Raw genomic sequence first — 25,866 nt, forward strand, 5'->3', positions numbered from 1 at the left:
GTATAGGTGGGAATGCTGACGGGTGGCGCAGGCTACGCCAGCCTAGGTAGGCCGCGAAAACAAAAAGGCCGTTGACGGATTCGTCAACGGCCTTCGGTATTCTGGTGGGCTGTGAGTGGCTCGAACACTCGACCTACGGATTAAGAGTCCGCTGCTCTACCAACTGAGCTAACAGCCCGACGCAAACTCACTTATCAATCACTCAGACCCCTTGCGGTTTCTGCTGCGATTCGCTGTCGCTGATGTGTGAGTAGCGAAGAAGAAAGATTATAGAGAGCTTTTTTGAATCGTGCAAGTCGCTCTCAAGAAAATTTCCTCTCAGGCCGCGAATCCCCCGTCCACCGCGAGGCTCGCGCCCGTGACATAGCGCCCATCAGGGCCGGCCAGGAAGGCGACCATACCGGCGATGTCCCGGGTTTCACCATAGTGCGGCAAGGACAGCACCGCCACCATGTCGCCGGCGCGCTCGCCGTCGGCCGGGTTCATGTCGGTGTCGATCGGCCCTGGATGCACCACATTGACGGTGATGCCGCGCGGTCCCAGGTCGCGCGCCAGCCCGCGCGTCAGGCCGAGCAAGGCGGACTTGCTGGCGGCATAGATCGTCACGCCGGCGCGGCCGGCGCGCTCGGCCAGGCAACTGCCGATGTTGATAATGCGGCCGCCGTTGGGCATGGACGGCTGCAGCGCCTGCACGGCGACGAAGGGCGCGCGGACGTTGACGGCCATCGTGCGCTCGTAGTCGTCCAGGCTGGCCTGCGCCAGATCGCCGGCGATGAACACGCCGGCGTTATTGACCAGCACGTCGACCGGCCCCAGCTCATCCAGCGCTCGTTCGGCGGCGCGGCGCAGCTGATCCGCGTCTGCCGCATCCGCCTGGATGGCCAGCGCCCTGCCGCCGCCGGCCTGGATTTCGGCGACCAATTCGCCGGCCTTGCCGGCCGACGATGCGCTGACATAGGTGAAGGCCACGTCCGCGCCGTCGGCCGCCAGCCGCCGGACGATGGCGGCGCCGATGCCGCGGCTGCCGCCGGTCACGAACGCCACTTTGCCCTGGAGATTTCGCATGGAGACACCTTAATTTGTAGTGATTAATACAAATATCATCGCCGCCCCGCCTCGCTGGCGTCAATGATTTTCTTATCGATCAACACAAAATACTGCGCCAGCTTAAAATCGCACGCATGGCAGAACGAGGACGCCCCCGCAACTTCGACCGCGACCAGGCCTTGCGCAAGGCCATGGAGGTCTTCTGGTCGAAAGGATATGAAGGCGCATCGCTGACCGACCTCACGGCGGCGATGGGCATCAACTCGCCCAGTCTCTATGGCGCGTTCGGCTCGAAGGAAGCGCTGTTCCGCGAGGCCGTCGAGCTGTACCGCCAGACCGACGGCGGCGCCGCGCGCCAGGCGCTGCAGAACGCGCCCAGCGCCCGCGACGCCATGCAGGGCATGCTGCTGGCAGCGGCCGAGCGTTTCACCACGCCCGGCCTGCCTCCCGGTTGCATGATCGTGCTGGGCGCGCCGGCGGGCACGGTTAGCCCGCCCGGCATCGGCGAGTTCCTGTGTGAAGGCCGGCGCGAGATGCAGGCCCGCATCCTGGCGCGGCTGAACCAGGGCGCGGCCGGCGGCGAACTGCCTGACGACGCGGACCTGAAAGGACTGGCCGCGTTCTACACCACGGTGCTGCACGGCATGTCCATCCAGGCGCGCGACGGCGCCAGCCGCAAGACGCTGCAGGCCGTGGCGCGGCAGGCCATGTGCTCCTGGGACGCGCTGGCCGGCGTCCCGCCTCCGGACCACGCCCCCTATTGAAGAACGGCGCCATGATCCGCATCGACCTGCGGCGCCTCATCCTCTGGATCAGCCTGCTGTCGATCATGCTGGTGCTGGCGGGCGGCCTGCACGCCAGCTATCTCGTGCAGCGCGACCTGCTGCTGCATAACGCGCAGGAAGACAACCGCGCCTATGCATCCAAGCTGGCCGCGACCACCGAGTATTTCCTGAACGACCTGCGCCGCTATCTGGCGTTCAGCGCCGAGATGCTGGCGGACATGCAGGCGCATCCGGAACTGATGGCCGAGGAAACCCGCCGCCAGGAAACGCAGCTCGGCCATTTCAACTCCAGCTTCATCGTGTCGCCGCAGGGCAAGGTGCTGTCAGCCTCGGCTTCCGTGCCGGACCTGCTGGGCCGGCAGATGCACAGCACGGCCGCGCAGGACGCGATACAGACCCAGCGCCCCACCATCAGCGAACCGTTCCAGGGCCGCAGCGGCCGCTGGCTCATTCTCTACACGCATCCGATCTTCTCGGCCGACAAGCGCTACATCGGCTATATCGCCGGCACGCTGTATCTGTACCAGGACAACGTGCTGGACCGCCTGCTGGGCCAGCACTTCCACCGCGACGACTCGGTCCTGCGCGTCATGGACCGCAACGGCACACTGATCTATGACCGCGACCGCAGCATGCTGGGCAAGCCGGCGGCCGAACTGCAGGCGCTGGCGCCCGCGCTGCGCGGCGAGACGGGAGAATTGCGCTTCGTCGACGCTCAGGGCCGCGAGATGCTGGCCGGCTATGCGCCGGTGCCGAGCACGGGCTGGAGCCTCATCGCACAGCGACCGGTGGCGGGCACGCTGCAGCCCCTGAGCGACCTGCTGCTCGCCACCGCCCGCAACACCCTGCCCCTGCTGCTGTTGTCCATCGCGTCGCTCTGGCTGCTGTCCAGGCTGATCGCCAAGCCGCTGGGCGAACTTGCCGGCTTCGCCAAGCGCATGCAGGACCTGGATTCCGCCGACGGCATACGCGGCGTGCGCTCCTGGTACTTCGAGGCGACCCAGCTCAAGCGCGCACTGCTGATGGGCCTGGCGTCCATGCACCACAAGATGCGCGACCTGCGCCGCAAGAGCGCCACCGACACGCTGACCGGCCTGCTCAACCGCCGCGGCCTGGAAGAAGCCATGGCGATGCTGCAGGCCGAGGACACGCCGGTCGCCATCGTGGTCATCGACATCGATCACTTCAAGAACATCAATGACCGCTATGGCCACGCCGCTGGCGACCGGGCGCTACAGAGGCTGGCCAGGCAGATGGCGGACAGCGCCCGCGCCAGCGATACGCTGGCCCGCGCGGGCGGCGAAGAATTCGTGATGCTGCTGCCGGGCGTGCCCATGGCCGCCGCGGTAGCCGCGGCGCACCGGCTGCGCCTGAAAATCGCGACCTCGCCCAATCCCGACCTGTCGGCCCATCCGATCACGCTGTCGGCCGGCGTGGCGCACTATCCCACGCACGGCGCCACGCTGGAGGCGGTATACCAGCGCGCGGACCAGGCGCTCTATTACGCCAAGAACCATGGCCGCAACGCCGTGGCCGCCGCCGACGACCTCGTGCGCGGCGGCCTGCGCAGCACCCTGCCCTGAAGACGGACTCCCGCCGCCGCTACTTGCCCTTGCCGGCCGCCGACGCGCCTTTCGCCTGTTTGAGCAGCGCGCCGCAGGAATTGCCCTCGTCGGCGCTGGGACCGATCAAGGCCAGCAGGCCCGCGGCCGGCGTCAGCAGCACGCCCAGCGCCACCATGCCGGCGCCGCGCGCCGCCAGCGGCAAGGCCTTCACGCCCACGTCCGGCTTGCCGAACGTGCCCTGCACGTATAGCGGGGATCGCAGGGAAAAGAGACGGAAGCCCTTGCTGTCTGGCGTGATATCCAGGTTCAGTTTCTCGTTCTTGAAGTCGGCGGTTCCCGTGATGCCGATCAGCGCGTTCTCGGTATCGAACACGAACACGCGCGGCGTCATCGTGCCGCTCTTCATCTGCAGGTCGGCCACGCCGCAATTGATCTTCACCTCGTCGTCGCCGAACAGCTTGGAGACGACGTAGTTGCCCACGTTCAGGCCGGCGATCTCCATCAGGCTGCGGCTGATCACGCCGTCGTTGACCAGCATCTTCACGTCGCCGGTCGCGGAGCCCAGCAGGGCCGCCACGGAATTGCCGGAGCCCGTCAGCGCCAGGTCGCCATGAAGCTCGCCCAGCGTCTTCTGCATGGACGGCGAGGCCGGGAAGAGCTGTTTCAGGCGCAGGCGCCGCGCATGCACCTCGATCCGCCCGGACAGCGGCGCTCCGGAGCCGTCCAGGCGCGCCGTCGCGGCCATGCTGCCGCCCGCCATGCCGAACTTCAATGGATCCAGCGTCAGCACGCCGTCCTGCAGGACCACGTGGACGCTGAGATCGGACAGGGGCAGCTTGCTGTCGTGGATGATGCTGGCCGCTTCCAGCGCCACATCGGCATCCATGTCGCGCCAACGATCGGTGCGGAATGCCTGCGTCGGCAGGACCTTGCCGCCGGGCGGCCGGGCGGGCGCGCTCTTGTCCTTGTCCTGGGCCGGCGCCGCCTTGCCCGAGGGCACGCCGATCAGCGGCCCCAGGTCGGCCATGCGCAGCAGCTTGGACGAGAGCTTGCCGGTCAGCCTGGGGCGCGGCGCGCCCAGCGCGAAGGATACGTCGCCGTGCAGGTCGCTATTGCCGACCTTGCCGTTGAAGTCCTTGTAGTCGAACACCGCGCCGCCCTGGCGCCGCAGCCGCGCCACCAGATGGCCGTCGGTGGAGTAAGGCGGCGTGTCGGGTAGCGTAACGCCGGTCAGCGGATAGAGCTGCGCCATCGATCCGCCCGACAGCTTGAGCCGCAGGTCCAGCGCGGCCAGGCTGGCCGGATCGCGCAGCGTGCCCACCACCGCCGCGCGCGTGCCGCCCACGCTCAGATCCGCCTGCACCGGGAACGGCTGGCTCGCATCCTGCATGGCCAGCATGCCGCCGACCTTGCCCTCGCCCTTGACCGGCAGGTCCTTGTACTTGCCCGAGACCTTCCAGCCGAACACATAGTCGCGCGGCGTGGACTCGCCGGACGGCGCTCGCGCGGCGGGGCTGGCGGCGACGTCGGGGGATCCGGCGGCGGGCGCGCCATCAGCCGGCGCCTGCGGCGCGAAATCCGCGCCGGCCACGTCGGCGAAAGGAACAGGCTTGCCCAGCGGATCCACCTGCAGCGTCAGATCCGCCTTGAGGATCTCGTCGCGCAAGCCGACCTGGCCCTTGTCGAAACCGATCTCGTTGATGTCCAGCACCCACGGCGACGGCTCGCCGGTGTCGGGCATGGTGAACTGCCAATTGGCCCGGCCATCGGCCAGACGCTCCAGGTCGGCGGCAGGCTCGGTGAGTTGTATGCGCCGGATGACCACGCGCTGGCTCAGCAGCGGCAGCGGCGACAGGCTGAACTCGCCGCGCTTGAGCGTGGCGAAGGCCGGCGCCTTGGCCCAGGGCGCGTTGCCGACGGAGATATCCTGCGCGCTCACGTGCGGCCACGGCACCCAGCCGCGCCATCCACCCTCATCCGGCTCGCGCGCCCAGCGCACGCTCAGGTCGCCGTTGATGGCGAAGGGCCGCCCGATGGCGGCGCTGACGCGCTCGTTGATCATCGGCCTGGCGCGGTTCCAGTCGAACAGCGCCACGACGGCCACCAGGGCCGCGATGGCCACGCCGATCACGGCGAAAACCCCGATCGCTACTTTTCTTGTGCGTGTCATGGTTATTATCCTTGGCGTCGCGACGATGGCAGGCCGTCGCCGCTCCTGTGCCCCGTTCAGTCCCCTATAGGGTAGCCCGACCCGCCGGACGGGTTAAGCTTGCCGGCCCGAGAATGTGTATGGATTTTTCCGGCCTGGCACGCGTCAAGGGCTCGCCGTAACCGGCGCGGCAGCCCGGCCGGCGCCGCCGCGCTTGCTGCGGCGCCTGATTCGGGCAGACGGCGCGTGCCGGAAGGCGCATGGAGCGCGGAGTTACAAAAAGACAGGACTACGCGACCCGGATGGACCCGTTCCGCGAGGAACGGATGGCAGAACTACCTGGAGGCCCGATGCGGCATTCAACCTTGATTTTCGTGGCAGCGGCGTTCGCGCTGCTGACTTTCAGCCGCCTGGCCCTGGCCGCGTGGCAATGGCAGCGCGTGCGCAATGCCGGCGGACTGCTGCCGCTGATGCTGGGCGGCCTGCGCATCGACGCGCACCAGATCGCCGTCATGGCGGCACTGCCCGCCGTGCTGTCGCCCTGGTTCGGCCATTTTTCGTTCGCCGCCGACGCGGCGGCCGTGTGGTACCTGGCCAGCTTCATCCTGCTGGCCTTCCTGGAAATCGCCTCGCCCGCCTTCATTCTGGAATACGACTCCCGCCCCAACCGCCTGTTCGTCGAATACCTGAAGCATCCGCGCGAGGTCTCCGGCATGCTCTGGCGCGGCTACAAGGCCGCGCTGGTCGGCGGCCTGGCCCTGGTGGCGCTGATCGGCTGGGGCGCGCTGCGCCTGTTCTGGCCGGCCGCGCCCGACGCGCCGCTCAGCTGGTGGCAGATGCCGCTGGCCAGCCTGGCGATCCTGGCCGTGGTGATCCTGTCCATCCGCGGCACGCTGGGCCACCGCCCCATGAACCCGTCCTCGGTGGCCTACAGCTCCGACGGCATGCTCAACACGCTGGCGCTGAACTCGCTCTACAACGTCTTCTATGCCGTCTACAGCATGAAGAACGAGAAATCCGCGTCGGCCGTCTACGGCAACATGGACGAAGCCGAGATGCATGAACGCGTGCTCAGGCAGGCGGGCCTGCCCGTCCCGCCCGCCAACGCCGACTATCCCAGCCTGCACGCGCAACCCGCGACCCGCAAGACGAAGCGTCCGCTCAACGTGGTGATCATCCTGGAGGAAAGCCTGGGTGCCCAGTACAGCGCGGCGCTGGGCGGCGCCAACCTGACGCCCGAACTCGACGCCCTGGCCCGCGAGTCCTGGGCCTTCACCCGCGCCTACGCGACCGGCACCCGCTCGGTGCGCGGGCTGGAAGCGGTCGTCACCGGATTCCTGCCCACGCCGGCGCAGGCCGTGCTGAAGCTGCCGCGCTCGCAGCGCGGTTTCTTCTCGCTGGCCGACCTGCTGGGCCGGCACGGCTATCACTCGCGCTTCATCTACGGCGGCGAATCGCACTTCGACAACATGAAGGGCTTTTTCCTGGGCAATGGTTTCAAGCAGGTCGTGGACCGCGCGGATTTCGTGGATCCGGCCTTCGTCGGCACCTGGGGCGCATCGGACGAAGACATGTTCAACCAGCTGGACCGGCTGCTGCGCGCAGACGGCGACCAGCCCACTTTCACGCTGGCCTTCAGCGTCTCCAACCATTCGCCCTGGGAGTACCCGGCCGGCCGCATCCAGGTCGACGGCAATCCGGCCACCGTGGAGAACACCGTGCGCTATGCCGACTGGGCGCTGGGGCGCTTCTTCGAGCGCGCCAAGTCCTCGCCGTATTGGGAAAACACGGTATTCCTGGTCGCGGCGGACCATGACTCGCGCGTGTTCGGCGCCAGCCTGGTGCCGGTGCGGCACTTCCATATCCCCGCCGTGATCCTGGGCGCCGGCATCGAGCCTCGGCGCGACGAGCGCCTGATCAGCCAGATCGACCTGGCGCCGACCCTGCTGTCGCTGACCGGCGTCGACACCGAGCACCCCATGATCGGCCACGACCTCACCCGCAGCACGCCGGGCCGCGCCATCATGCAGTACGACAACACTTATGGGTACCTGAAGGAAGACCGGCTGCTGGTGATGGCGCCCAGCAAGACGCCGGTGCAATACCGCTACACCGCCCCCGAGGACTACACGCCCGAGGCGCTGGATCCCGAGCTGGCGCGCGAGGCACTGGCGCACGCGCTGTGGCCGAGCTGGGCCTACCGAGAAGGCCGCTATGCCCTGCCCGGCCAGGCCGGGCCCGCGAACCCGGTCTGATCAGCCGGTCTGCCCCGGACGCGCGAACTCCCGCCGCGCGCGTTCCGAGGCGGCATGGCAATGGCAGCCGGGGTCATGGTCGTTGACCATGCCCACAGACTGCATGAAGGCATAGACCGTGGTCGGCCCCACGAACTTCCAGCCCAGCTTCTTGAGCGCCTTGGAAAGGGCCTGCGACTGCTCGGACACCGACGCGCCGCGATTGGACGGCGCCTTGCGCGGCGCTTCGTAGCGCCACAGGAATGCCGCCAGGGAGCCCACGCGCTCGATCATTTCCAGCGCCCGGCCCGCGTTGTTGATCACGGCTTCTATCTTGCCCCGGTGGCGCACGATGCCGGCATCGGCCAGCAGCACCTGGATCTCTTTTTCACCGTAGCGGGCCACGCGCGCCGGATCGAAACCGGAAAAGCCGCGGCGAAAGGCCTCGCGCTTGTTCAGGATGGTCCGCCAGCTCAGGCCCGACTGGAAACCCTCCAGGCTCAGCTGTTCGAACAGGGCGCGGTCGTCGGCCACGGGACGGCCCCATTCCAGGTCGTGATAGGCCGTGTAATCGGCGGAGCCGTCGAGCCAGCCGCAGCGGGCCAGCCCATCGGGGAAATCGGTCTTGAGGCTCATTGGTGGCGCTCCCGGCGCATTCTCAGAACGAGATGCTAACCCAGGCAGGCGCCCGTCCCCGCGCGCAGCGCCGCATTTATCCCATGGCCGCCCGGGTCCGCAGGCGCGCTTTCGCCGGCATCGCCCGGTGACAAAAAAATCGTGGATCGCGCGACGGAAATCCCGCTACTATCCATTTCCCTGATCCCGCGCGGGCGATCCCGCGCCTCCCGGATCGACCCGCCGGGCTTGCGCGACGCAAGCCCGTTTTGCGTCCACGCCGGGACCGGACAGGCTTACGGACTTTCCGCCATGTCCTTGCTAGAAACCTCGCCCATCACTTTCGTTTCGCCCGCCGTCCTGGCTGGCGACGACCCCGCCGCCAATCCCTGCCTGGACTGTGGCGCGTGCTGTTCGCACTTCCGGGTCTCGTTCTATTGCGGCGAGCTGGCGGGCGAGAACGGCGGCCAAGTGCCCGTGGAACTGGTCACCCAGCTCAGCCCGCTGCGCGCCTGCATGAAAGGCACGGAAATGGGCGGCGGGCGCTGCATCTCGCTGCGCGGGGAACTGGGCAAGCCGGGCATCCACTGCGCCATCTACGAAAACCGCCCCACGCCCTGCCGCGAGTTCGATATCTGGCTGCCGGACGGCACGCCCAACCCGGATTGCCAGCGCCTGCGCCTGGCCCTGGGCCTGCCGGCGGTGCCGCCGCGCCCCGACGCGGAAAACGATCCGCTTGGCCCGCAGCCGCAGCATCCCGACCAGCCCGCCGCCGCCTGAGCCACAGCGCTACGACTTGCCGGCCGGCGCGCCGTCGAGCTGCCAGGCGCTGCGCGTCGACGCGAGGATCTTGCACAGGATGGCCGGAAAGGCAGGCACGCCGACAGGCGGACGAACGCCGGCATGCGCGGCGGGCACGGCGCGCGCGATGACGCCGCCGCTGCCAGCCCTGGAAAGAATCTGGATCGTCTGAACAGACATGAGTACACCCCTGAAGCATCGCGGGCGGACGGCCAGACCTGCCTGTCCTACCCTGACGCCATCGTAGACAGCGGGCATTTCAGAAGATCGGCGATTCTGTCGAAAAAGGGTAAAGAACGGTAAATGCGGACGCCAGCAACGCCCCCGGAACGCGCTCGGCCGGCGAGCTAGTCGCGGCCAGCCACGTAACGCGACGGCGTGACGCCGAACGCCGCCCGAAAGCTGCCGATGAAGGCACTGGTGCTCTCGTAGCCCACGGCCAGCGCAGCCTCGGTGACGGATCCGCCACGGCCCAGCATCTCCAGCGCGCGCAGCAGGCGCGCCCGCTGCCGCCACTGGCCGAGCGTCACGCCGGTTTCCTGGCGGAAGCGGCGCATCAGCGTGCGCGACGACATGTTCAGGCGCTGCGCCCAGTCATCGATGCCGGAAGGATCGTCCGGCGTGCTCAGGAGCGTGTTGGCCAGATCCTGCAGGCGCGGGTCCTCGGGCATGGGCAAGGGCATGGGATCGTGCTCGCGCAGGCGGACCTCCTCGAGCAGCACCTCGAACAACTGCGCCAGATACGCTTCCGACAGCATGCCGGGCGGACCGCTGGCGATGCGCTCGACCACGGCCTCGATCAGCCGCGACGACGGCCAGGACCGGCAGACAGAGGGCAACTGCGCGCAGGCGTCGGGCCGCACGAACAGGAAAGAACCATGGGCATCGCCGAACCAGCGCGCGCCGTGCATCACGCCCGGCGGAATCCAGCCCAGGCTGCCCGGCATCACCGTCCAGACCTCATTGCCCGCCTGGACCAGCACCAGGCCCTCGTGCACCAGCGCCAGCATGCCCTCGTCGTGACGGTGTTGCGGCACGTATATGCCCTTGGTCTCGCGCCGGCCGCGCACGCTGTGCGGGGTCAGCAGGAGATTGCCGGAAAAAAGCGCGGATTCCTCGCGGTACATGATCGTAAAAACGTGGGCTGGGACATGAAGCCCCGGTCTGCGGATGATATGCAAATGTACATCATTCTCATTTTCTCGGCATTCCACGCAAGCCGTCATGTGCCCACGCCCGGATGGCGCCTGGCGAGCACGGCCCAGGGCCTTGCGCATGCGCAGACATCGCGTGGTCCATCCGCTGCGACATGCTTGACCTGAAGTTCGCTTGAGGTTCGATACTGTCCCCCGATTCACGCCCCCCCCCTCCGCATACGCTCGCAATCGAGATTGGCAGGTTTGCGCTACTGATTGACGGGATCCCGTTAGCGGGAAATTTTGAAAATAGACATCATTCTCATCAGGCCGGCCCTACCCTGACTGGAGAACCCACATGGACCACACCCGATTGCGCGATGCAGGCATCAAGGCCACCTATCCGCGCCTGAAGATCCTGGACATCTTCCATCAACACGCGGGCGAGCACATGAGCGCGGCGGACCTCTACCGCAGCCTGATCGCCGACCGCAGCAACATCGGCCTGGCCACGGTGTACCGGGTGATCACGCAACTCGAGGAAGCCGGGCTGCTCAAGCGCACGCAGCTCGACGCGCACACCACCGTGTACGAAATAAACGACAAGGGGCACCACGACCACATGGTCTGCACGCATTGCGGCCGGATCCTGGAATCCAGCGATCCCTCGATGTCGCGGCTGGTCGGAGACATCGCCAGGCGCAGCGGCTTCGCGCTGGAGTCCTACAGCCTGGTGCTCTACGGCGGTTGCGGATGCCGCAAGGGCGCCGCCGCCCACCTTCACGGAGAATTCGAATGAACCGAGATCAGTTTTTCTTTCACGACCTGTCCCACTTCCCCATCGTGACCGCCAAGCACGGCGGCGCCCCGGATGGCTATTCCGCCAGTTGGATACGCGAAATGGAGATGCTGGTGAACAACCCCCAGCCTTTCGTCTTGGTGGTGCCCGACATGCGGCAGGAAGCCGGACACGAAGACCGCAAGGCGATGGTGGAATGGCAGACGACGAACATGCCGCGACTGCGCGCGCGCTGCCGCGCTTTCATCGCGGTGGAGCGGGACGCCGAGGCGCTGGAGAAGATCCGCAAGCGCGCCGAGAAGATGGCGCGAGCCTTCGACATGCCGTTCCTGGCGGTCGCCAGTGCCACCGAAGCCATGCAGTGCGCGCGCGAAGTGCTGGGCCAGGCCGGCCCGGGCGGCTTCAACCTGAGCTGAAGCGTCCGGCTCAACCCAACCCCCTGGCCGGGCCACAGGCCCGGTATTTGCAACGCGTCCTTCGGGGCGCGTTTTTTTGCCCGTCTCGCGCGTGCGACCCGCACAATCGCCCGGGAATTGCCAAAACCTGGCAAAGCCGCGCTGGGGCACAGGAGCAAGTCATCCTCGTCTTCCCGGCCTTAAGAGTCGGCGGCCCGCGCCGTTGTTGGTAAGTGCCCTGGCCGCAGGGCACTTCCGACAACCCATTTCACGAGCCGTTCAACGCATGAGCCGCACCCTCGCCTGTGCCTTCTGCCTATCGACGCTTGCGCAAGGCGCTCCGCTGCTGGAGAAAAACGGCACCGCGATCTGCAGGACCTGCGCCGAAGGCTTCTTTTCCCAGTTCGCCGAACACGCCTGGACCATGGCCGCCACGCTGGAAGAACAGTTGGACGTACTGCTGGCCGAGAGCCAGCGCGCGCTCGAGCACAGCGCCGCACTGTCCGAACGCGCGCGCAGCTGCGGGCTGAGCCTGCATGACCTGACGGCGGCGATGCGGCCTCGGCTGTTGTCCTGAAGCGCTTGACCTGGCTCCGCCATGCCGGGGGTTGTTACCTCGAATTTGCCCCAGGATTTGCCCCTGGATTTGCCCCCGACCAGCGCGCTCCAAAAAGAAAACGCCGCTCTCAAAGAGAGCGGCGTCATCGTCAACCTCACCAGCGCATCGCCCAGGAACAGAGCCCGGCATACGCTGAAATTCGGGGTGGTGGGGGGTGGTGGGTTGTGCGAGACTCGAACTCGCGACCAACGGATTAAAAGTCCGCTGCTCTACCGACTGAGCTAACAACCCGACCGAAGCCAGAAATTATGGCTGATTTGCCCGATCTTGTCAAAAAATCCTGCGACCGTAAGATCAGCGCAACAGCCAGGCCGCGTACCCGGTCTCTGACTTACCAGGCCGCCACCACGGCGCCCTTGTACTTGGTCTCGATGAACTGCTTGACCGCGGCGCTGTGATAGACCGACACCAGCTTGGCGAACTCCGGACGGTCCTTGTCCTTCTCGCGCACCACCAGCACGTTGGCGTAGGGCGAGTCCGGCGACTCCTGGGCGATCGCGTCCTTGGCCGGGTTCAGGCCGGCTTCGAGCGCGAAGTTGGTGTTGACAGCCGAGGCGTCGGTGTCGTCCAGCGAGCGCGGCAGCTGGGCGGCGTCCAGTTCGATGAAGCGCAGCTTCCTGGGATTATCGATCACGTCGATCGGCGTCGCCTTCAGGCCGGCTTCCGGACGCAGCTTGATCAGGCCGTTGGCCTGCAGCAGCAGGAGCGCGCGGCCGCCATTGGTCGGATCGTTGGGCAGGCCGATGCGCGCGCCTTCCTTCAGCTCGGACAGCGACTTGATCTTCTTGCTGTAGATGCCGATCGGGAAGATCACGGTCTTGGCGATGCTGACCAGCTTGTAGCCCCGGTCGGCATTGGCGTTGTCCAGGTAAGGCTGGTGCTGGTAGCTGTTCAGGTCCAGGTCGCCCGAGGATAGCGCCACGTTGGGCTGCACGTAGTCGGAGAACTCGATGATCTGGATGTTCAGGCCCTGCTTGGCGGCTTCCTGCTTCACCACTTCGAAGATCTGCGCATGCGGGCCGGCGGTCACGCCGACTTTCAGCGGCTTGTCCTGCGCCAGCGCGGGCTGGGCAAACACGGCGGCGCCCAGGGCGAACGCGGCCAACGACTTCAAAACCTTGATGCTCATGTTGCGAATATCCCGAATGTCGGAAGTAGGAAAGAATGGGCTCAGCGGTGCGAGAGCCGGCGCACGAGACGGTCGCCGAAGCTCTGGATGGCCTGCACCAGCACGATCAGCACCACCACCACCGCCGCCATGACCTCGGTCTGGAAACGCTGGTAGCCGTAGCGGATGGCCAGGTCGCCCAGGCCGCCGCCGCCGATCGCGCCCGCCATGGCGGAATAGCCGATCAGGCTGACGATGGTGACGATGGTGGCGGCGATCAGGCCGGGCAGCGCCTCGGGCAGCAGCACCTTGACGATGATCTGCATGGGCGAGGCGCCCATAGCGCGCGCCGCCGTGACCAGGCCCGGATCGACTTCGCGCATGGCGTTCTCGGCGATGCGGGCCATGAAGGGAATGGCCGCGACCGACAGCGGCACGATGGCGGCGGTGGTGCCGATCGAGGTCTGCGCCACCAGCCGCGTGAACGGAATGATGGCGACCATCAGGATCACGAAGGGCACCGAGCGCGTGGCGTTGATGATGGCGCCCAGCACGTGGTTGACCGGCTGGTTTTCCAGCATGGCGCCACGCGCCGTGACGGTCAGCGTCACGCCGAGCGGGATGCCGATCAACACCGCGATGGCGCTGGCCACGCCCACCATCAGCAGGGTGTCAAGCAGCGACGTAATAAGCAGGTCGATCAGTTGCGGGCTCATGAGCAATTTCTTCAACGGTAATGTCACGGGCGGCCAGCGCCGCGACGGCGTCCTTGACCGCGGCGGGCGCGCCCTGGACCAGCACAAACATCGTGCCCACGGCCACGCCCTGGATATCTTCTACACGGGCCTGCACCAATCCCACGTCCAGCGAGAACTGGCGGGACAGATCGGACAGGAAGGCGCCCGAGGCGTCGTTGCCGGTCAGCGACAGGCGCAGCAGGCGCACGGCCTGGCCAGGCTGGGCGGCGGCCAGTGTCTCGATGCGCTGCTTGGCGGCGGCCAGCGTAGCGTCGGTCAGATCGGACGCGGTGGCCGCCGACACCATGGCGCGGGTGACTGCGTGGCGCGGCTGCGCGAACACTTCGCGCGTGCTGCCCATCTCCACCACTTCGCCTTGCGACAGCACGGCCACGCGGTCGCAGACCTCGCGCACCACTTCCATCTGGTGCGTGATCATGACCACGGTCACGCCGGTCTTGCGATTGATGTCGCGCAGCAAGGCCAGGATGTTGTGCGTGGTTTCGGGATCCAGCGCCGAGGTGGCCTCGTCGCTGAGCAGCACGTCCGGGTCATTGGCCAGCGCGCGCGCGATGCCCACGCGCTGCTTCTGGCCGCCGCTGATCTGGCTGGGATAGCGGTCGCGCAGGTGCTCCAGGCCGACCAGGGCCAGCAGGCGCTCCACGCGCGCCGGGATCTCGCTCTTGGGCACGCCGGCGATTTCCAGCGGCAGCGCGACGTTGCCGTACACAGTACGGCGCGACAGCAGGTTGAACCCCTGGAACACCATGCCGATGCGACGGCGCTGCGCGCGCAGCTGCGCTTCGCCCAGGCCGGTCAACGGCTGGCCGCCGATGGCGATCGAGCCCTCATTCGGCCGCTCCAGCAAATTGATGCACTGGACCAGCGTGCTCTTGCCAGCGCCGCTGGGACCAATGATGCCGAAGACCTCGCCCTGCTCGATGTGCAGGTTGATGCCGCGCAGGGCCTGGAACAGGCCATGCGGCGTGGCGTAGGTCTTGGAAAGGTTCTCGATGTGAATCATGGCAGGCGATTCTGTATCTTTTCTCTTCTAAAGAGAACGACCGTATTTTTCATTTTTTATAACTACAAGAAATATAGAATTTGCCAGCAGCGCTAGCAAACATGAGCGCGACGTCCGCGCATCAAGGGCAAAGGGCAGTCGGGAAGGAAAGCCTTCCTGACTGCCCTTGTTCAGCGCGGCTTGCGTTGCGCGGAAAACCGGGGGCGCCGACCTGTCCGGCCGCAGCCCCTGTCGCTCAGCGCGCCCGCGAGATACGGACCTCGGCGCCGCGGCGCTTGACCTCCAGCCCCTCGGACGGCGAGATGCGCAAGCCTTCCAGGCCCTTGATGTAGCTCGAGCCCTGCATCTGCATGACACGGATCTTGTTGCGCATGACAACGGGGTTGTGCACCGGCATGCCGAACATCCAGACCTCGTCCAGGATGCGGGCCGAGTTGAACTCGCCCGTATGCTGGGCGGCGGGGCCGAGACAGAGCATGTGGCCTTCGCGGCCGAACACCGGGAACTGGCCCAGTTCGCACTCCAGCGTCCAGGTGGTGCCGCCTTCGTAGCGATGGCCCGTGTTCAGGTCCCACCAGGCGTCGCCCTTGGGCAGGTACACCCGCACGCTCTTGCCGGGCTCGGTGATCGGCGCCACCAGCAGGGCCGGGCCCAGCAGGTATTGCAGATCCCAATCGTGGGCATGCTCGTCGTTGGGGAAGGACAGCGCCATCGAGCGCTGCACCGGCAGGCCCGTGCGCGCGGAATCCTCGATCGCGCCCAGCACATAGGGCACCAGGCGATAACGCCACTGCATCCAGGTGCGGACATGCGCCAGGACCTCGTCGCCGAAATCCCAGGGCATCAGGCCGTTCACGCCCTGGAACGAGAAGTTCGCGGAGAACACACCCATGGCCAGCCAGCGCAGGTACAGCTCGGGCGTCATGCCCGCCAGATCGCGCGAGGCCGAACCGATGCCGTGCACCTGCACGGGCACGCCGCTGGCGCCGATCGACAAGGCGGTGCGCAACGTGTGGCGCAGGCCGTCCCAGCTGTTTTCAGCCTGCGGGCCCGTCTGCCAGGGCAGGCGCTGCGCCGCGGGGAACAGATCGGAACTGGGCACCACGCCCTCGGGCGGCACCTTCAGGCCGGCCACGGCATCGAACAGCGCGCGCCGCACCAGCAGGGGATACATGCTGCGCAGCGCCGCGCCGGTCTCGCCGTTGCGCGCGTTCACGCCGTCGGGAATGGCGATCTGCGCGTCGCAGGCGGGCGCGTCGAGCCCGTCCTCGATCAGCTGGCGATGACGTTCGACCCAGAGGTTATAGATGTCGCGGTAGGTCAGGTCCAGCAGGCCGTAAGGCTGGCCGGACGTCGCGGGAATGCCGTCGAACACCTGCGCCGAGCCGTCGTCCTTCGACAGCAGCCAGCCCCGGTCTTCCAGTTCCTCGAACAGCGGGCTGCTCTTGAGCACGCCCGGAAAGCCGGAGGCCGCCACATGCACGTTGTGCTTGTGGAACAGGGCCAGCATCTGCTTGGCATCCGGGAAGCGCTGGGCGTCCCATTCGAACACGGTCTTGTCGGACAGGAAGCCCCAGGCCGCCGGCTGGGCCAGCGTCACGGCGTCGACCGGAATCTGGTTCTCGCGCATGCGCGCCAGCAAGGCCACCGTCTGCGTGGGCATCTCGCCGCTGGCCTGCTGCAGCCAGGCGCCCATCGCCCAGAGCACGGGCTGGCCGGCGCGGCCGGTCAGCGCGGTGTACTGGTTCAGGATCTCGCCCGGCTCGCCGGCGAACAGGAACAGGTCCAGCACGGCGTCGTCGACGGTCAGCACATAGGCCGACTCCGCCGGCGCGGCGCCCACCGCGTGCTCGACGCGGCGCATGGTGTTCACATAGACGCCCCAGCCTTGCGGGCTCCAGGCCAGGGGCAGCGCGCGGTGCTCGGGATCGTCGGACACGACGGATTCTTCGCGCCGGTTCAGGTCGCCCGGGGTTTCGCCCAGGCCGTAGACGCGCTCGTTGGCGCCCAGCGTGAAACCGGCGGTCCAGGCGGCCGCCTCGGTGTCATCCAGCGCATTGTGGCCGAATGCGGGCGTATGCGCGGACACCTCGGACTCGAAGACCTTGGTCTCGCCGCGGTACAGCGCCACGCGCACCGGATTGGAGCGGACCTCGAGTGTCACGTCTCCTTGCGCGATACGCCAGCCGTCGCCGTCGTCGCGCGGACTGATCGTGGACTCGCCCACGGCCTCCTGGCGCGCGAGCAGCATTTCCGCGACGGCGCGCGCACGCGCGCCCGGCTTGTCATCATTGAGCAGACTCGCCTCGCCGAAGCGCAGGCGGAAAACCCCAGGCGCATGCGCCTCGACTACCAGATGCAACCCATCGCCCGCGTCGAAATCGATGCGACTGGGGCGAGACGTCAACAGCTCGATGGTATCGAGCTGGGTAGTATGGGCAAAGTCGAACTTGGGCGGCACAGAGCATCCCCCGGCTTAAGCCAAAAACCATCAAAAGTCGTTATTTTGACGGATTTGGGCTTTGAAATAAACTCGGTCCCTCTTTTGGGCGACCAATTCATACAAAAAAAGGGCCGTAAAAGCCTGACATCGGTCCCCGGCCCGGCACGTCCGGGCACCTCGCAAACGCTGCCACGCCCTATGAAACCGGGCCCATCTTGCGGCAAATCCACGCAATTTCCGTGACTGGCCGTCAATAACGGCCTGTCACAATAGGAATTACCCCTCTTTTGCATCGCCCTTCATCGAGGCGTCACCAATCCGGCCAGATCCCGCTCCAGCGGCGAAGGTTCGCCCATCAGGCGGGCGCCGATCAGGTCTCCCATGAGCGCGGACCAGGACAGGCCGCGCGAGGCATAGCCCGCGGCCATCCATAGTCCCGGGGCATGGGCCAATTCCCCCACGGCGGGCAGGCGACCGGGCAGAACCGCCCGCCACCCCGCCCAACCGGGCAGGCTGCCGGGCGTCAGCGCATTCCAGGCCGGACCGACGGCGCCCAGCAAGCCGGCGGCCTTGCCCAACGTGACCTGCTGCCCCTCTGCGCTGATCAGCGCCTGTTCCGCGCCATGGACATAGGTGCTGCCGGCCACGCAGCCCTCGCCGGTATCGGGCAACAGATAGCCCTCGCCGCCAATGATGCAACGCGGTCCGCCCTCCAGCGCCGCGGCGGGCAGCAGCGTGACCTCGCCGGCCAGCGCGTGCATCTGCGCCACGCGCGGCAGCCAGGGCTCCAGCAGTCCGCTGGCGTCCAACACACCGCGGGCGCCGGCCGCGTTGGCCAGGATCATCGTGTCCGCGCGCGCCAGTTCCCGGCCCGCCGCGTCCAGCGCCTGCCATTGCCCGCCATCCTGATGGACGCGCGCGACCTGCGCCGGCAGCACCGTCACGCCGGGCAAGGCCAGCAGGGTTTCGATCAGGCGGCCCGGCTGCATCAGCATGCCCTGCGCGAAATAAGCGCCGCCGCGCGCCACCGGCATGCCGGCCAGCGCGCCGGCTTCATCGCGATCAACCTGCCGCACCCACTCGGCGGGAAACGCCAACATTTCCAAGGTGCCCGCCAGCGCCGCCGCGCGCCCTTCGTCGCGCTCCAATTGCACCGTGCCGCAGACGCGCGGCGCGGCGCCCTCGGGCAAGTCGCGCCAACGCGCCAGCGCCCGCGCGCTGCCCGCGCGCGACAGCCGGGCGCGCGCATTGTCGTCACGCGCCACCACCGGCGTCAGCGCCGCCGCCACGTGACCGGCATGCGCCGCCACGCCACCGGCACGAGCGGCGTCCAGCACGGTCACGCGCCAACCGCGTAGCGCCAACCCTTGCGCGATGCCGGCGCCGGCCAGGCCCGCGCCCACCACGACGGCGTGGCCACGCGGCCGGATGCGGGCGCGCGCCTGCGCGGCCCGCGCGCCCTCTGCCCTGGCGGTGGCGACCGTCATGTGCCACTTGCCGCCATAGCCGGTTTCACGGCGCGCGTCGAAACCGGATTCGGACAATGCCCGACGCAGCTCGCCGGTGCAGGCCCAGGTAGCCAGGGTCGCGCCGGGCGCTGCCATGGCGGCCAGTTCGCGCAGCAGCGCCGGTTCCCACATGCGCGGGTTGCGCCCGGGCGCAAAACCATCCAGGAAGTACGCATCCACGCAGGCGTCCAAACGCGGCGCCACGGTTTGCGCCTCGCCAAAGGCCAAGGTCAGCGTGACGGCCCCGCCGTCGAATTCGAGCCGGTGCAAGCCAGGCAGTGGCAGCGGCCATTGGGCCGCCAGCTCGCGCGCCAGGCCGGCCAGCGGCCCGGGCGCGTGGCGCGCCAACAGCGCGGCCAGATCCGCCGGAGCGAAGGGATGGCCTTCGACCGCCAGCACGTGCAGCGCCGCGCTGCGCGCCGGGTCGTCGCGCCATGCCCGCCACAGCGCCAGGAAATTCAGGCCCAGCCCGAACCCGGTCTCGCAGACCGTGAAGGCATCCCTGCCGCGCCAGCGTTCCGGCAGGCCATTGCCCCGCAGGAATACATGCTCGGCCTGGCCCAGCGCCCCCGCCGGCGAATGGTAGACGTCGCCATAGGCCGGACTGTAGAGCCGGCCTTCGGCATCGAGGGCAACCGTCGCCGGCGCCAGGGGAACATAGGACGAAGACATGAGGGACCAGGATTCAAGCAGATTCGGGAATGACGCGAATTATCGGACGACGCGACGGCCCAGCGCGGCCCGGCCACGCGACGCCGACGTTGGATGCGCGCCACGCGCGGCGCGGTTTTGGGGCCGGACGCAACAAGGCTGACGCATGCGGGGCGTACACTGGCCGCATGGATACCTACGATCAGCCCCGCTCGATGGGTTCGCCCATAGACCTGTGCGCCACGATCGACGCGGCGGTCACCGCCGCGCACGCCGGCGCCGCCATCCTGCAATCCTACGCGCATCACCGCGCCGATCTCGTGATCGATCGCAAGGCGCGCAACGATCTGGTGTCACAGGCGGACCGCGAAGCCGAAGCCGCCATTATCCAGGAGCTGCGCGCGCGCACGCCGCAATTCGGCATCGTGGCCGAGGAAACCGGTGGACAGGCCCAAGGCAGCGCCACCTGGTACATCGACCCGCTGGATGGCACCACCAATTTCCTGCATGACATCCCCCACTACGCGGTTTCCATCGCATTGATCGCGCACGCCGGCACATCGGTGTCTGCCGGCCAGCCGCTGGCCGAGGACACGCCGGTGGTTGGCGTGGTCTACGACCCCTGCCGCGAAGAACTGTTCACCGCCGTCTACGGCCTGGGCGCGTGGCTCAACGGCCGGCGCATCTCGTGCTCGCGCACGCAGACGCTGGATGACGCGGTGCTGGCCACCGGCTTCCCTTTCCGCGACTTTTCCTTCGCCGGGCAATACATGCCCATGCTGCATGACGCCATCAATCGCGCGCGCGGCGTGCGCCGCATGGGCGCGGCCGCGCTGGACCTGGCCTGGACGGCCTGCGGCCGCTATGACGGCTACTGGGAAATGGGGCTGGCGCCCTGGGATGTGGCCGCCGGCACGCTGCTGGTGCGCGAATCCGGAGGCATGTGCTCAGACATGCACAAGCGCGACTCCTGGCCGATCGGCGGCCGGGTCGTGGCGGGCAACGCCGCCATCGGCCAGGCCCTGCATGAAATGATCGCCCCGCACCTGGACAAGCCAGACTGAACCTGCGCCCGGCTCAGGCCGCGGGCCTGGCCGCCGCCTCGACGTCGGGCCGCAGCTCGCGGCGCAGGATCTTGCCCACGTTGCTCTTGGGCAGCTCATCGCGGAACTCCACATAGCGCGGCCGCTTGTAGCCCGTGAGCTTGTCCTTGCACCACTGCTGCACCTGCTCCTCGGTCAGCGTTGGATCTTTCTTCACGACGAAGACCTTCACGGCCTCGCCCGAGTGCTCGTCCGGCACGCCGATGGCAGCACACTCGAGCACGCCCGGATGCTGGGCCACGGCAGCCTCGACTTCATTCGGATAGACCTTGAAACCGGACACCGCGATCATGTCCTTCTTGCGATCGACGATGCGCGTGTAGCCCTGCTCGTCCATGATGCCGATGTCGCCGGTGCGGAAGTAGCCGTCGGCCGTCATGGACTGGCGCGTCTCTTCCGGCTTGCGCCAGTAGCCCAGCATGACCTGCGGCCCGCGGATGCCAACCTCGCCGCGTTCGCCCAGCGGCACCTCGTTGCCCGCGTCGTCCAGGATGGCCACGTCGGTGGACGGCAGCGGCAGGCCGATGGACCCGGAATAGGCGGTGGCGTCGGTGGGATTCACCGTGGCCACCGGCGAGGTCTCGGACAGGCCGTAGCCTTCGATCAGGGGCCGTCCGGTGATCTTCAGCCAGCGCTCGGCCACCGCCTGCTGCACCGCCATGCCGCCGCCCAGCGTCAGCCGCAGCACGGAAAAGTCCAGCTTGGCGAAGTCCTCGTTGTGCGCCAGCGCGTTAAACAGCGTATTGACGCCGGGGAACAGATTGATGGGCACCTTGCGCCAGGCATTGATCAGCGAAGGCTGGTCGCGCGGATTGATGATGAGCACGTTGCGCATGCCCGCATGCAGGCCGTAAAGACCGCAAACCGTCATCGCGAACACGTGATACAGCGGCAGCGCGCTCAGGATGGTGAGCTGGCGGTCCGCCAGGTCGTGGATCACGGGCTGGGCCACAGCCTCGGTCTGCAGCACATTGGCGGTCAGGTTGCGATGCGACAGCATGGCGCCCTTGGGCACGCCGGTGGTGCCGCCGGTGTATTGCAACACGGCCACGTCGTCCATCGACAGCGCCGGAGGCGTGAACGGCCGCCGCGCGCCGTCGGCCAGGACCGCCGGCAGCATGCGCGCGCCGTCGATCTGCCAAGCCGGCACGATCTTCTTGATATAGCGCGCCACGAAGTTGACCAGCGGCGCCTTGAGTCCGCCCAGCAGGTCGCCGGGACCGGTCACGACGATGTGCTTGAGCTCGCCGCGAGCGCGCACGTTCTGCAGCGTGCGCGCGAAGTTCTCCAGGATCACGATGACCGAGGCGCCGCTGTCCAGCAGCTGGCGCTGCAGCTCTTCGGCCGTGTACAGCGGATTGACGTTGACGACGATATGGCCGGCCCGCAGCGCGCCCAGCATGCTCACCAGGTAGGCCGGCACGTTGGGCATCATCAGCGCGACGCGCGACCCCTTGGGCAGGTTCAACGACTGCAGCCACGCGGCGAAGGCGCGGGCATGCGCGTCGAGCTGGGCGTAGCTGATGTCGGTGCCCATCGCCGTGCAGGCGGTTCGGGCCGCATGGCGCTGGCAGGCCCTGTCCAGCAAATCGACCAGCGAGGCATAGCCCTCGGTGGAAATCTCTTGGGGAACACCTTGCGGATAGTGCGCGAGCCACGGACGAGCCATAGTGTTTGCCTCCATTAATTCGATTTTCGAATGATGATACCCTTGTTGAGTTCCCTTTCGTCCCCCGAATTTTCCCCATGAAACTGCTCGAACCCATCGTCGCCTGGCACAACGATATCGCCGGCATCCGGCGCGACATCCACGCGCATCCCGAACTGGCTTTTGAAGAGTTCCGCACCGCCGACGTCGTCGCGGCCAAGCTTGAGGAATGGGGCATCGAGATCGATCGCGGCCTGGGCGGCACCGGCGTGGTCGGCATCATCCGCGGCAAGCTCCCCGGCGAGCGCGCGGTCGGCCTGCGCGCCGACATGGACGCGCTGCCCATGCAGGAAGCGAACACCTTCGCCCACGCCAGCCAGCACGAAGGCAAGATGCACGCCTGCGGCCACGACGGCCACACGGCCATGCTGCTGGCCGCGGCCCGCTACCTGTCGCAGCACCGCGATTTCGCCGGCACGGTCTACGTGATCTTCCAGCCGGCCGAGGAAGGCGGCGGCGGCGCCAAGCGCATGATCGACGACGGGCTGTTCACGCGTTTCCCGATGGAAGCCGTGTTCGGCATGCACAACTGGCCCGGCATGCCGCCCGGCAAGTTCGGCCTGACGCCCGGCCCCATCATGGCGTCCAGCAACGAGTTCTCGATCGTCATCAAGGGCAAGGGCACGCACGCCGGCATGCCCAACCTGGGCATCGACCCGGTCATGGCGGCGGTGCAGATGGCGCAATCGCTGCAGACCATCATCACGCGCAACCGCAACCCGCTCGACGCCGCGGTGCTGAGCATCACCCAGATTCACGCCGGCAGCGCCGACAATGTGGTGCCCAACCACGCCGAGCTGCGCGGCACGGTGCGCACCTTCACGCTGGACGTGCTGGATCTGATCGAACGCCGTATGGAAGAGATCGCCCGCCACACCTGCGCGGCGATGGACTGCGAAGTGGAATTCAAGTTCCAGCGCAACTACCCGCCCACCATCAACCATCCCGACGAAGCCGCCTTCTGCGCCGAGGTGCTGCGCGGCATCGTCGGCGAGGACATGGTCGACGACCACGTCCAGCCCACCATGGGCGCCGAGGACTTCGCCTTCATGCTGCAGGAACTGCCCGGCTGCTACGTCTGGATCGGCAACGGCATGGGCGAGCATCGCGCCCACGGCCACGGACTGGGGCCGTGCATGCTGCACAACGGCAGCTACGACTTCAACGACGAACTGCTGCCGCTGGGCGGCACCTATTGGGTCCAACTGGCGCTGCAGCGCCTGGCCAAGCCGCAGGCCTGAAATCAGGTCCGTCAGGCGGCCCGGCTGGGACCGGGCCCCTGATGCCACGCGCGGCGCGCAGTCCTAGGCGCCGTCCGCCGGCCCGAGCGCCATGCACATCGCCAGGAAGCGCCCGGCGGCGCGAGCCGCGGCATCCGCGTGCGGCACCAGGATGCTCAGCGTGCGAGTCAACGGCCGGGGCAGCAGCCGCAACGCGGCCAGCGCGCCGTCCTCGTGCCGCATCGACATCACCGACACGAAGCCCACGCCCAATCCGGCGCGCACCGCCTGCTTCACCCCTTCCACGCCCGCCAGTTCCAACCCCACCGACGGCGTAAGGCCGGCATCGGCGAAAGCGCGCTCGACCAGCCGCCGCACCCCCGAACCCGGTTCGCGCATGACCAGCGGCGACGCGGCCAGGTCGCGCAGGGTCACGGCGCCCTTGCCCGACAACGCATGGTCGGCGCGCACGATCGCCACCACTTCATCCTGGCGCCAGGCATGCACGGCCGTGTCTGCCGGCAGTCCAGCGGGCACGTCGCCCTCGATGAAAGCCAGGTCCAGAACGGGCAGCCGCTCGACGATTTCGCGCGTGTTGCCATCCGACAAGTGCAGGCTCACGGCCGGAAACGCCTGCCGGAATTCGGCCACCAGTCGCGGCAGCAGGTAGCTGGCCGGCGTAGTGCTGGCGCCCAGGCGCAGCACGCCCGTCTCCAGCCCGCGCCAGGATTCGCGCACGGCCTGCGCCTGCCGGTACACCTGGCGCAATTGGCGGGCCTGCTCGGCCAGTCGCTCGCCGGCCTCGGTCAGCGCGATGCCATGGCCGCTGCGGCGATATAGCGGCTCGCCGAACCACTCCTGCAGCATGCGCAACTGGCCCGACACCGCCGGCTGCGACAAGTGCAGCGTCTGCGCCGCGCGACTGATGTTGCCGGTGTCGGCCACACAGGCGAAGGTGAGCAGCTGGTCTGGGGTCATAAGGGCATGGCCGCTTAAATATTATAATTTCCGATATTAAATATTCAAAATAAAGATTTTTCAAATAATAGTGGCAAACCTAATATTCCACCCAGTTATTTAGATATTCCAGAAGGCCCGCCATGAGCGCTTCGACCAGCACCGCCGCCCCGCTTCCCGCCTCGCCCGCCGCCCACGCGGCCGCCCCCGCCGCCACGCCCTGGCGCGACAAACTCAACGGCGTCCTGTTCGTCGGCCTGATGGCCGCCGCCGTGATGCAGCTGGCGGACCTGCCCGCCATCCGGCACATGGGTTTCTCGCCGCTGGTGGTCGGCATCGTCTGCGGCATGCTCTACGGCAATTTCTTGCGCGGCACCATGCCGGCGGACTGGGGCGTGGGCGTGAACTTCACCGCCCGCCGGCTGCTGCGCATCGCCGTGGCCTTTTATGGCCTGAACATCAGCATCCAGCAGATCGTGGCCGTGGGCCTGCCCGGCCTGGCGGTTTCCGTGGCCGTGGTGCTGGGCACCCTGCTGATCGGCACCGTGGTCGGCCAGCGCCTGCTGGGCCTGGACCGCGACACCGCCATGCTGACCTCTGCCGGCAGCGCCATCTGCGGCGCGGCCGCCGTGCTGGCCTTCGAGCCCACCCTGCGCTCGGCGCCCCACAAGAGCGCGGTCGCCGTTGCCACCGTGGTGCTGTTCGGCACGCTGTCCATGTTCCTGTACCCGGTGCTCTACCACGCCGGCTGGCTCAACCTGGACACCCAGGCGCTGGGCATCTACATCGGCGGCACCATCCATGAAGTCGCCCAGGTCGTGGGCGCGGCCAGCAACGTGGACCCGGCCACCACCGAAGTCGCCACCATCGTCAAGATGACCCGCGTGGCCCTGCTGGTGCCGGTGCTGCTGGTGCTGGGCATGTACCTGCGCAACGCCGCCAGCCACGCCGGCGGCCAGGGCAAGGGCGCCAAGCTGCCCATCCCCTGGTTCGCCATCGGTTTCCTGGCGCTGGCCATCGTCAATTCGCTGAACATCCTGCCGGCGGACGCCGTGGCCGCGCTGCGCCGCCTCGACGTGTTCGCGCTGACCATGGCCATGACGGCGCTGGGCATCGAAACCCGCTTCGCGCAGATCAAGAAGGCCGGCCCCCGCGTCATGGCCCTGGGCCTGATCCTGTACGTCTGGCTGCTGGTCGGCGGCTACGGCATCGTCAAGCTGGCGTCCTGAGCCGGGCCCGGCCCGCAACGACCGCGGCGCGCG

22 protein-coding genes and 2 tRNA genes are annotated in these 25,866 nt (G+C 67.6%); 10 read left to right on the plus strand and 14 right to left on the minus strand.

Annotated elements, in window-relative coordinates; translation table 11 throughout:
• Positions 1 to 102 precede the first annotated feature (102 nt).
• Both ACEU5R_RS15350 and ACEU5R_RS15355 read right to left on the minus strand, forming a co-directional pair.
• Positions 103 to 178 (minus strand) — tRNA-Lys (locus tag ACEU5R_RS15350).
• Between the two features lie 140 nt (positions 179 to 318).
• Positions 319 to 1,065, minus strand: coding sequence for a 3-oxoacyl-ACP reductase family protein (locus ACEU5R_RS15355; RefSeq protein WP_103272531.1), 747 nt, complete (start codon positions 1,063 to 1,065; stop codon positions 319 to 321).
• Between the two features lie 116 nt (positions 1,066 to 1,181).
• On the opposite strand from ACEU5R_RS15355, the gene ACEU5R_RS15360 reads away from it, so the two are divergent.
• Both ACEU5R_RS15360 and ACEU5R_RS15365 read left to right on the plus strand, forming a co-directional pair.
• Positions 1,182 to 1,811 (plus strand): TetR/AcrR family transcriptional regulator, encoded by a 630-nt coding sequence (locus ACEU5R_RS15360; RefSeq protein ID WP_103272530.1) that lies wholly within the window; start codon positions 1,182 to 1,184, stop codon positions 1,809 to 1,811.
• Between the two features lie 11 nt (positions 1,812 to 1,822).
• The gene (locus ACEU5R_RS15365; RefSeq protein WP_392410724.1) at positions 1,823 to 3,415 is read left to right on the plus strand and encodes a diguanylate cyclase; all 1,593 of its coding nucleotides are present in this window, start codon (positions 1,823 to 1,825) and stop codon (positions 3,413 to 3,415) included.
• A gap of 19 nt (positions 3,416 to 3,434) precedes the next feature.
• Here ACEU5R_RS15365 and ACEU5R_RS15370 read toward each other — a convergent pair whose 3' ends face one another.
• Positions 3,435 to 5,567, minus strand: a complete 2,133-nt coding sequence (locus ACEU5R_RS15370; RefSeq protein WP_392410725.1) for an AsmA family protein — start codon at positions 5,565 to 5,567, stop codon at positions 3,435 to 3,437.
• 329 nt (positions 5,568 to 5,896) lie between these two features.
• On the opposite strand from ACEU5R_RS15370, the gene ACEU5R_RS15375 reads away from it, so the two are divergent.
• Positions 5,897 to 7,801 (plus strand): LTA synthase family protein, encoded by a 1,905-nt coding sequence (locus ACEU5R_RS15375; protein ID WP_392410726.1) that lies wholly within the window; start codon positions 5,897 to 5,899, stop codon positions 7,799 to 7,801.
• Here the strand turns inward: ACEU5R_RS15375 and ACEU5R_RS15380 are convergent, their stop codons facing one another.
• On the minus strand, positions 7,802 to 8,416 hold the full coding sequence (locus ACEU5R_RS15380) for a DNA-3-methyladenine glycosylase I (protein WP_392410727.1): 615 nt from the start codon (positions 8,414 to 8,416) through the stop codon (positions 7,802 to 7,804).
• A 291-nt stretch (positions 8,417 to 8,707) separates the two neighbouring features.
• On the opposite strand from ACEU5R_RS15380, the gene ACEU5R_RS15385 reads away from it, so the two are divergent.
• Positions 8,708 to 9,175 carry a YkgJ family cysteine cluster protein gene (locus ACEU5R_RS15385; RefSeq protein ID WP_392410728.1) on the plus strand — a complete coding sequence of 156 codons (468 nt, stop codon included), beginning with the start codon at positions 8,708 to 8,710 and terminating at the stop codon, positions 9,173 to 9,175.
• A gap of 9 nt (positions 9,176 to 9,184) precedes the next feature.
• Here the strand turns inward: ACEU5R_RS15385 and ACEU5R_RS15390 are convergent, their stop codons facing one another.
• Both ACEU5R_RS15390 and ACEU5R_RS15395 read right to left on the minus strand, forming a co-directional pair.
• On the minus strand, positions 9,185 to 9,376 hold the full coding sequence (locus ACEU5R_RS15390) for a hypothetical protein (protein ID WP_392410729.1): 192 nt from the start codon (positions 9,374 to 9,376) through the stop codon (positions 9,185 to 9,187).
• A gap of 167 nt (positions 9,377 to 9,543) precedes the next feature.
• Positions 9,544 to 10,323 carry an AraC family transcriptional regulator gene (locus ACEU5R_RS15395; protein WP_392410730.1) on the minus strand — a complete coding sequence of 260 codons (780 nt, stop codon included), beginning with the start codon at positions 10,321 to 10,323 and terminating at the stop codon, positions 9,544 to 9,546.
• A 367-nt stretch (positions 10,324 to 10,690) separates the two neighbouring features.
• On the opposite strand from ACEU5R_RS15395, the gene ACEU5R_RS15400 reads away from it, so the two are divergent.
• From ACEU5R_RS15400 to ACEU5R_RS15410, 3 genes are all read left to right on the plus strand, one after another.
• Positions 10,691 to 11,131 carry a Fur family transcriptional regulator gene (locus ACEU5R_RS15400; protein ID WP_103272523.1) on the plus strand — a complete coding sequence of 147 codons (441 nt, stop codon included), beginning with the start codon at positions 10,691 to 10,693 and terminating at the stop codon, positions 11,129 to 11,131.
• Positions 11,128 to 11,547 (plus strand): hypothetical protein, encoded by a 420-nt coding sequence (locus tag ACEU5R_RS15405; RefSeq protein WP_103272522.1) that lies wholly within the window; start codon positions 11,128 to 11,130, stop codon positions 11,545 to 11,547. Before ACEU5R_RS15400 ends, ACEU5R_RS15405 begins: the two co-directional genes overlap by 4 nt.
• A gap of 265 nt (positions 11,548 to 11,812) precedes the next feature.
• Positions 11,813 to 12,103: an MSHA biogenesis protein MshH gene (locus ACEU5R_RS15410; protein ID WP_392410731.1), complete on the plus strand. Its 291-nt coding sequence runs from the start codon at positions 11,813 to 11,815 to the stop codon at positions 12,101 to 12,103.
• A gap of 197 nt (positions 12,104 to 12,300) precedes the next feature.
• Here the strand turns inward: ACEU5R_RS15410 and ACEU5R_RS15415 are convergent.
• From ACEU5R_RS15415 to mnmC, 6 genes are all read right to left on the minus strand, one after another.
• Positions 12,301 to 12,376: transfer RNA gene (locus ACEU5R_RS15415), tRNA-Lys, on the minus strand.
• Positions 12,377 to 12,476: 100 nt separating this feature from the next.
• The gene (locus tag ACEU5R_RS15420; RefSeq protein ID WP_392410732.1) at positions 12,477 to 13,274 is read right to left on the minus strand and encodes a MetQ/NlpA family ABC transporter substrate-binding protein; all 798 of its coding nucleotides are present in this window, start codon (positions 13,272 to 13,274) and stop codon (positions 12,477 to 12,479) included.
• A gap of 41 nt (positions 13,275 to 13,315) precedes the next feature.
• Complete coding sequence (locus ACEU5R_RS15425; protein ID WP_103272519.1) at positions 13,316 to 13,969, minus strand: methionine ABC transporter permease; 654 nt, start codon at positions 13,967 to 13,969, stop codon at positions 13,316 to 13,318.
• A complete protein-coding gene (locus tag ACEU5R_RS15430) occupies positions 13,926 to 15,014 on the minus strand; it encodes a methionine ABC transporter ATP-binding protein (RefSeq protein ID WP_392410733.1) in 1,089 nt (362 codons plus the stop codon). Before ACEU5R_RS15430 ends, ACEU5R_RS15425 begins: the two co-directional genes overlap by 44 nt.
• Positions 15,015 to 15,249: 235 nt before the next feature.
• Positions 15,250 to 17,475, minus strand: coding sequence for a TIM-barrel domain-containing protein (locus ACEU5R_RS15435; RefSeq protein ID WP_103272517.1), 2,226 nt, complete (start codon positions 17,473 to 17,475; stop codon positions 15,250 to 15,252).
• Positions 17,476 to 17,756: 281 nt separating this feature from the next.
• Entirely contained in the window at positions 17,757 to 19,637 is a 1,881-nt protein-coding gene (gene mnmC / locus ACEU5R_RS15440) for an FAD-dependent 5-carboxymethylaminomethyl-2-thiouridine(34) oxidoreductase MnmC (RefSeq protein WP_392410734.1), read from the minus strand.
• 167 nt (positions 19,638 to 19,804) lie between these two features.
• On the opposite strand from mnmC, the gene ACEU5R_RS15445 reads away from it, so the two are divergent.
• On the plus strand, positions 19,805 to 20,680 hold the full coding sequence (locus ACEU5R_RS15445) for an inositol monophosphatase family protein (protein ID WP_392410735.1): 876 nt from the start codon (positions 19,805 to 19,807) through the stop codon (positions 20,678 to 20,680).
• A 13-nt stretch (positions 20,681 to 20,693) separates the two neighbouring features.
• Here the strand turns inward: ACEU5R_RS15445 and ACEU5R_RS15450 are convergent, their stop codons facing one another.
• Positions 20,694 to 22,388: an AMP-binding protein gene (locus tag ACEU5R_RS15450; RefSeq protein ID WP_392410736.1), complete on the minus strand. Its 1,695-nt coding sequence runs from the start codon at positions 22,386 to 22,388 to the stop codon at positions 20,694 to 20,696.
• Between the two features lie 77 nt (positions 22,389 to 22,465).
• Between ACEU5R_RS15450 and ACEU5R_RS15455 the strand changes: the two genes are divergently transcribed.
• Positions 22,466 to 23,668: a M20 aminoacylase family protein gene (locus ACEU5R_RS15455; protein ID WP_103272513.1), complete on the plus strand. Its 1,203-nt coding sequence runs from the start codon at positions 22,466 to 22,468 to the stop codon at positions 23,666 to 23,668.
• 63 nt (positions 23,669 to 23,731) lie between these two features.
• Here the strand turns inward: ACEU5R_RS15455 and ACEU5R_RS15460 are convergent, their stop codons facing one another.
• Complete coding sequence (locus ACEU5R_RS15460; protein ID WP_392410737.1) at positions 23,732 to 24,625, minus strand: LysR family transcriptional regulator; 894 nt, start codon at positions 24,623 to 24,625, stop codon at positions 23,732 to 23,734.
• 122 nt (positions 24,626 to 24,747) lie between these two features.
• On the opposite strand from ACEU5R_RS15460, the gene ACEU5R_RS15465 reads away from it, so the two are divergent.
• On the plus strand, positions 24,748 to 25,833 hold the full coding sequence (locus tag ACEU5R_RS15465; RefSeq protein WP_392410738.1) for a YeiH family protein: 1,086 nt from the start codon (positions 24,748 to 24,750) through the stop codon (positions 25,831 to 25,833).
• Positions 25,834 to 25,866: the final 33 nt, after the last annotated feature.

The sequence above is a fragment of the Achromobacter sp. 413638 genome (genome assembly GCF_043119405.1).
Classification (GTDB): Bacteria; Pseudomonadota; Gammaproteobacteria; order Burkholderiales; family Burkholderiaceae_B; genus Achromobacter.

Coding starts and splice junctions, on each gene's coding strand:
- ACEU5R_RS15355 (WP_103272531.1), bottom strand. CDS start 1,065: ATGCGAAATCTCCAGGGCAAAGTGGCGTTCGTGACCGGCGGCAGCCGC.
- ACEU5R_RS15360 (WP_103272530.1), top strand. CDS start 1,182: ATGGCAGAACGAGGACGCCCCCGCAACTTCGACCGCGACCAGGCCTTG.
- ACEU5R_RS15365 (WP_392410724.1), top strand. CDS start 1,823: ATGATCCGCATCGACCTGCGGCGCCTCATCCTCTGGATCAGCCTGCTG.
- ACEU5R_RS15370 (WP_392410725.1), bottom strand. CDS start 5,567: ATGACACGCACAAGAAAAGTAGCGATCGGGGTTTTCGCCGTGATCGGC.
- ACEU5R_RS15375 (WP_392410726.1), top strand. CDS start 5,897: ATGCGGCATTCAACCTTGATTTTCGTGGCAGCGGCGTTCGCGCTGCTG.
- ACEU5R_RS15380 (WP_392410727.1), bottom strand. CDS start 8,416: ATGAGCCTCAAGACCGATTTCCCCGATGGGCTGGCCCGCTGCGGCTGG.
- ACEU5R_RS15385 (WP_392410728.1), top strand. CDS start 8,708: ATGTCCTTGCTAGAAACCTCGCCCATCACTTTCGTTTCGCCCGCCGTC.
- ACEU5R_RS15390 (WP_392410729.1), bottom strand. CDS start 9,376: ATGTCTGTTCAGACGATCCAGATTCTTTCCAGGGCTGGCAGCGGCGGC.
- ACEU5R_RS15395 (WP_392410730.1), bottom strand. CDS start 10,323: ATGTACCGCGAGGAATCCGCGCTTTTTTCCGGCAATCTCCTGCTGACC.
- ACEU5R_RS15400 (WP_103272523.1), top strand. CDS start 10,691: ATGGACCACACCCGATTGCGCGATGCAGGCATCAAGGCCACCTATCCG.
- ACEU5R_RS15405 (WP_103272522.1), top strand. CDS start 11,128: ATGAACCGAGATCAGTTTTTCTTTCACGACCTGTCCCACTTCCCCATC.
- ACEU5R_RS15410 (WP_392410731.1), top strand. CDS start 11,813: ATGAGCCGCACCCTCGCCTGTGCCTTCTGCCTATCGACGCTTGCGCAA.
- ACEU5R_RS15420 (WP_392410732.1), bottom strand. CDS start 13,274: ATGAGCATCAAGGTTTTGAAGTCGTTGGCCGCGTTCGCCCTGGGCGCC.
- ACEU5R_RS15425 (WP_103272519.1), bottom strand. CDS start 13,969: ATGAGCCCGCAACTGATCGACCTGCTTATTACGTCGCTGCTTGACACC.
- ACEU5R_RS15430 (WP_392410733.1), bottom strand. CDS start 15,014: ATGATTCACATCGAGAACCTTTCCAAGACCTACGCCACGCCGCATGGC.
- mnmC (WP_392410734.1), bottom strand. CDS start 19,637: ATGTCTTCGTCCTATGTTCCCCTGGCGCCGGCGACGGTTGCCCTCGAT.
- ACEU5R_RS15445 (WP_392410735.1), top strand. CDS start 19,805: ATGGATACCTACGATCAGCCCCGCTCGATGGGTTCGCCCATAGACCTG.
- ACEU5R_RS15450 (WP_392410736.1), bottom strand. CDS start 22,388: ATGGCTCGTCCGTGGCTCGCGCACTATCCGCAAGGTGTTCCCCAAGAG.
- ACEU5R_RS15455 (WP_103272513.1), top strand. CDS start 22,466: ATGAAACTGCTCGAACCCATCGTCGCCTGGCACAACGATATCGCCGGC.
- ACEU5R_RS15460 (WP_392410737.1), bottom strand. CDS start 24,625: ATGACCCCAGACCAGCTGCTCACCTTCGCCTGTGTGGCCGACACCGGC.
- ACEU5R_RS15465 (WP_392410738.1), top strand. CDS start 24,748: ATGAGCGCTTCGACCAGCACCGCCGCCCCGCTTCCCGCCTCGCCCGCC.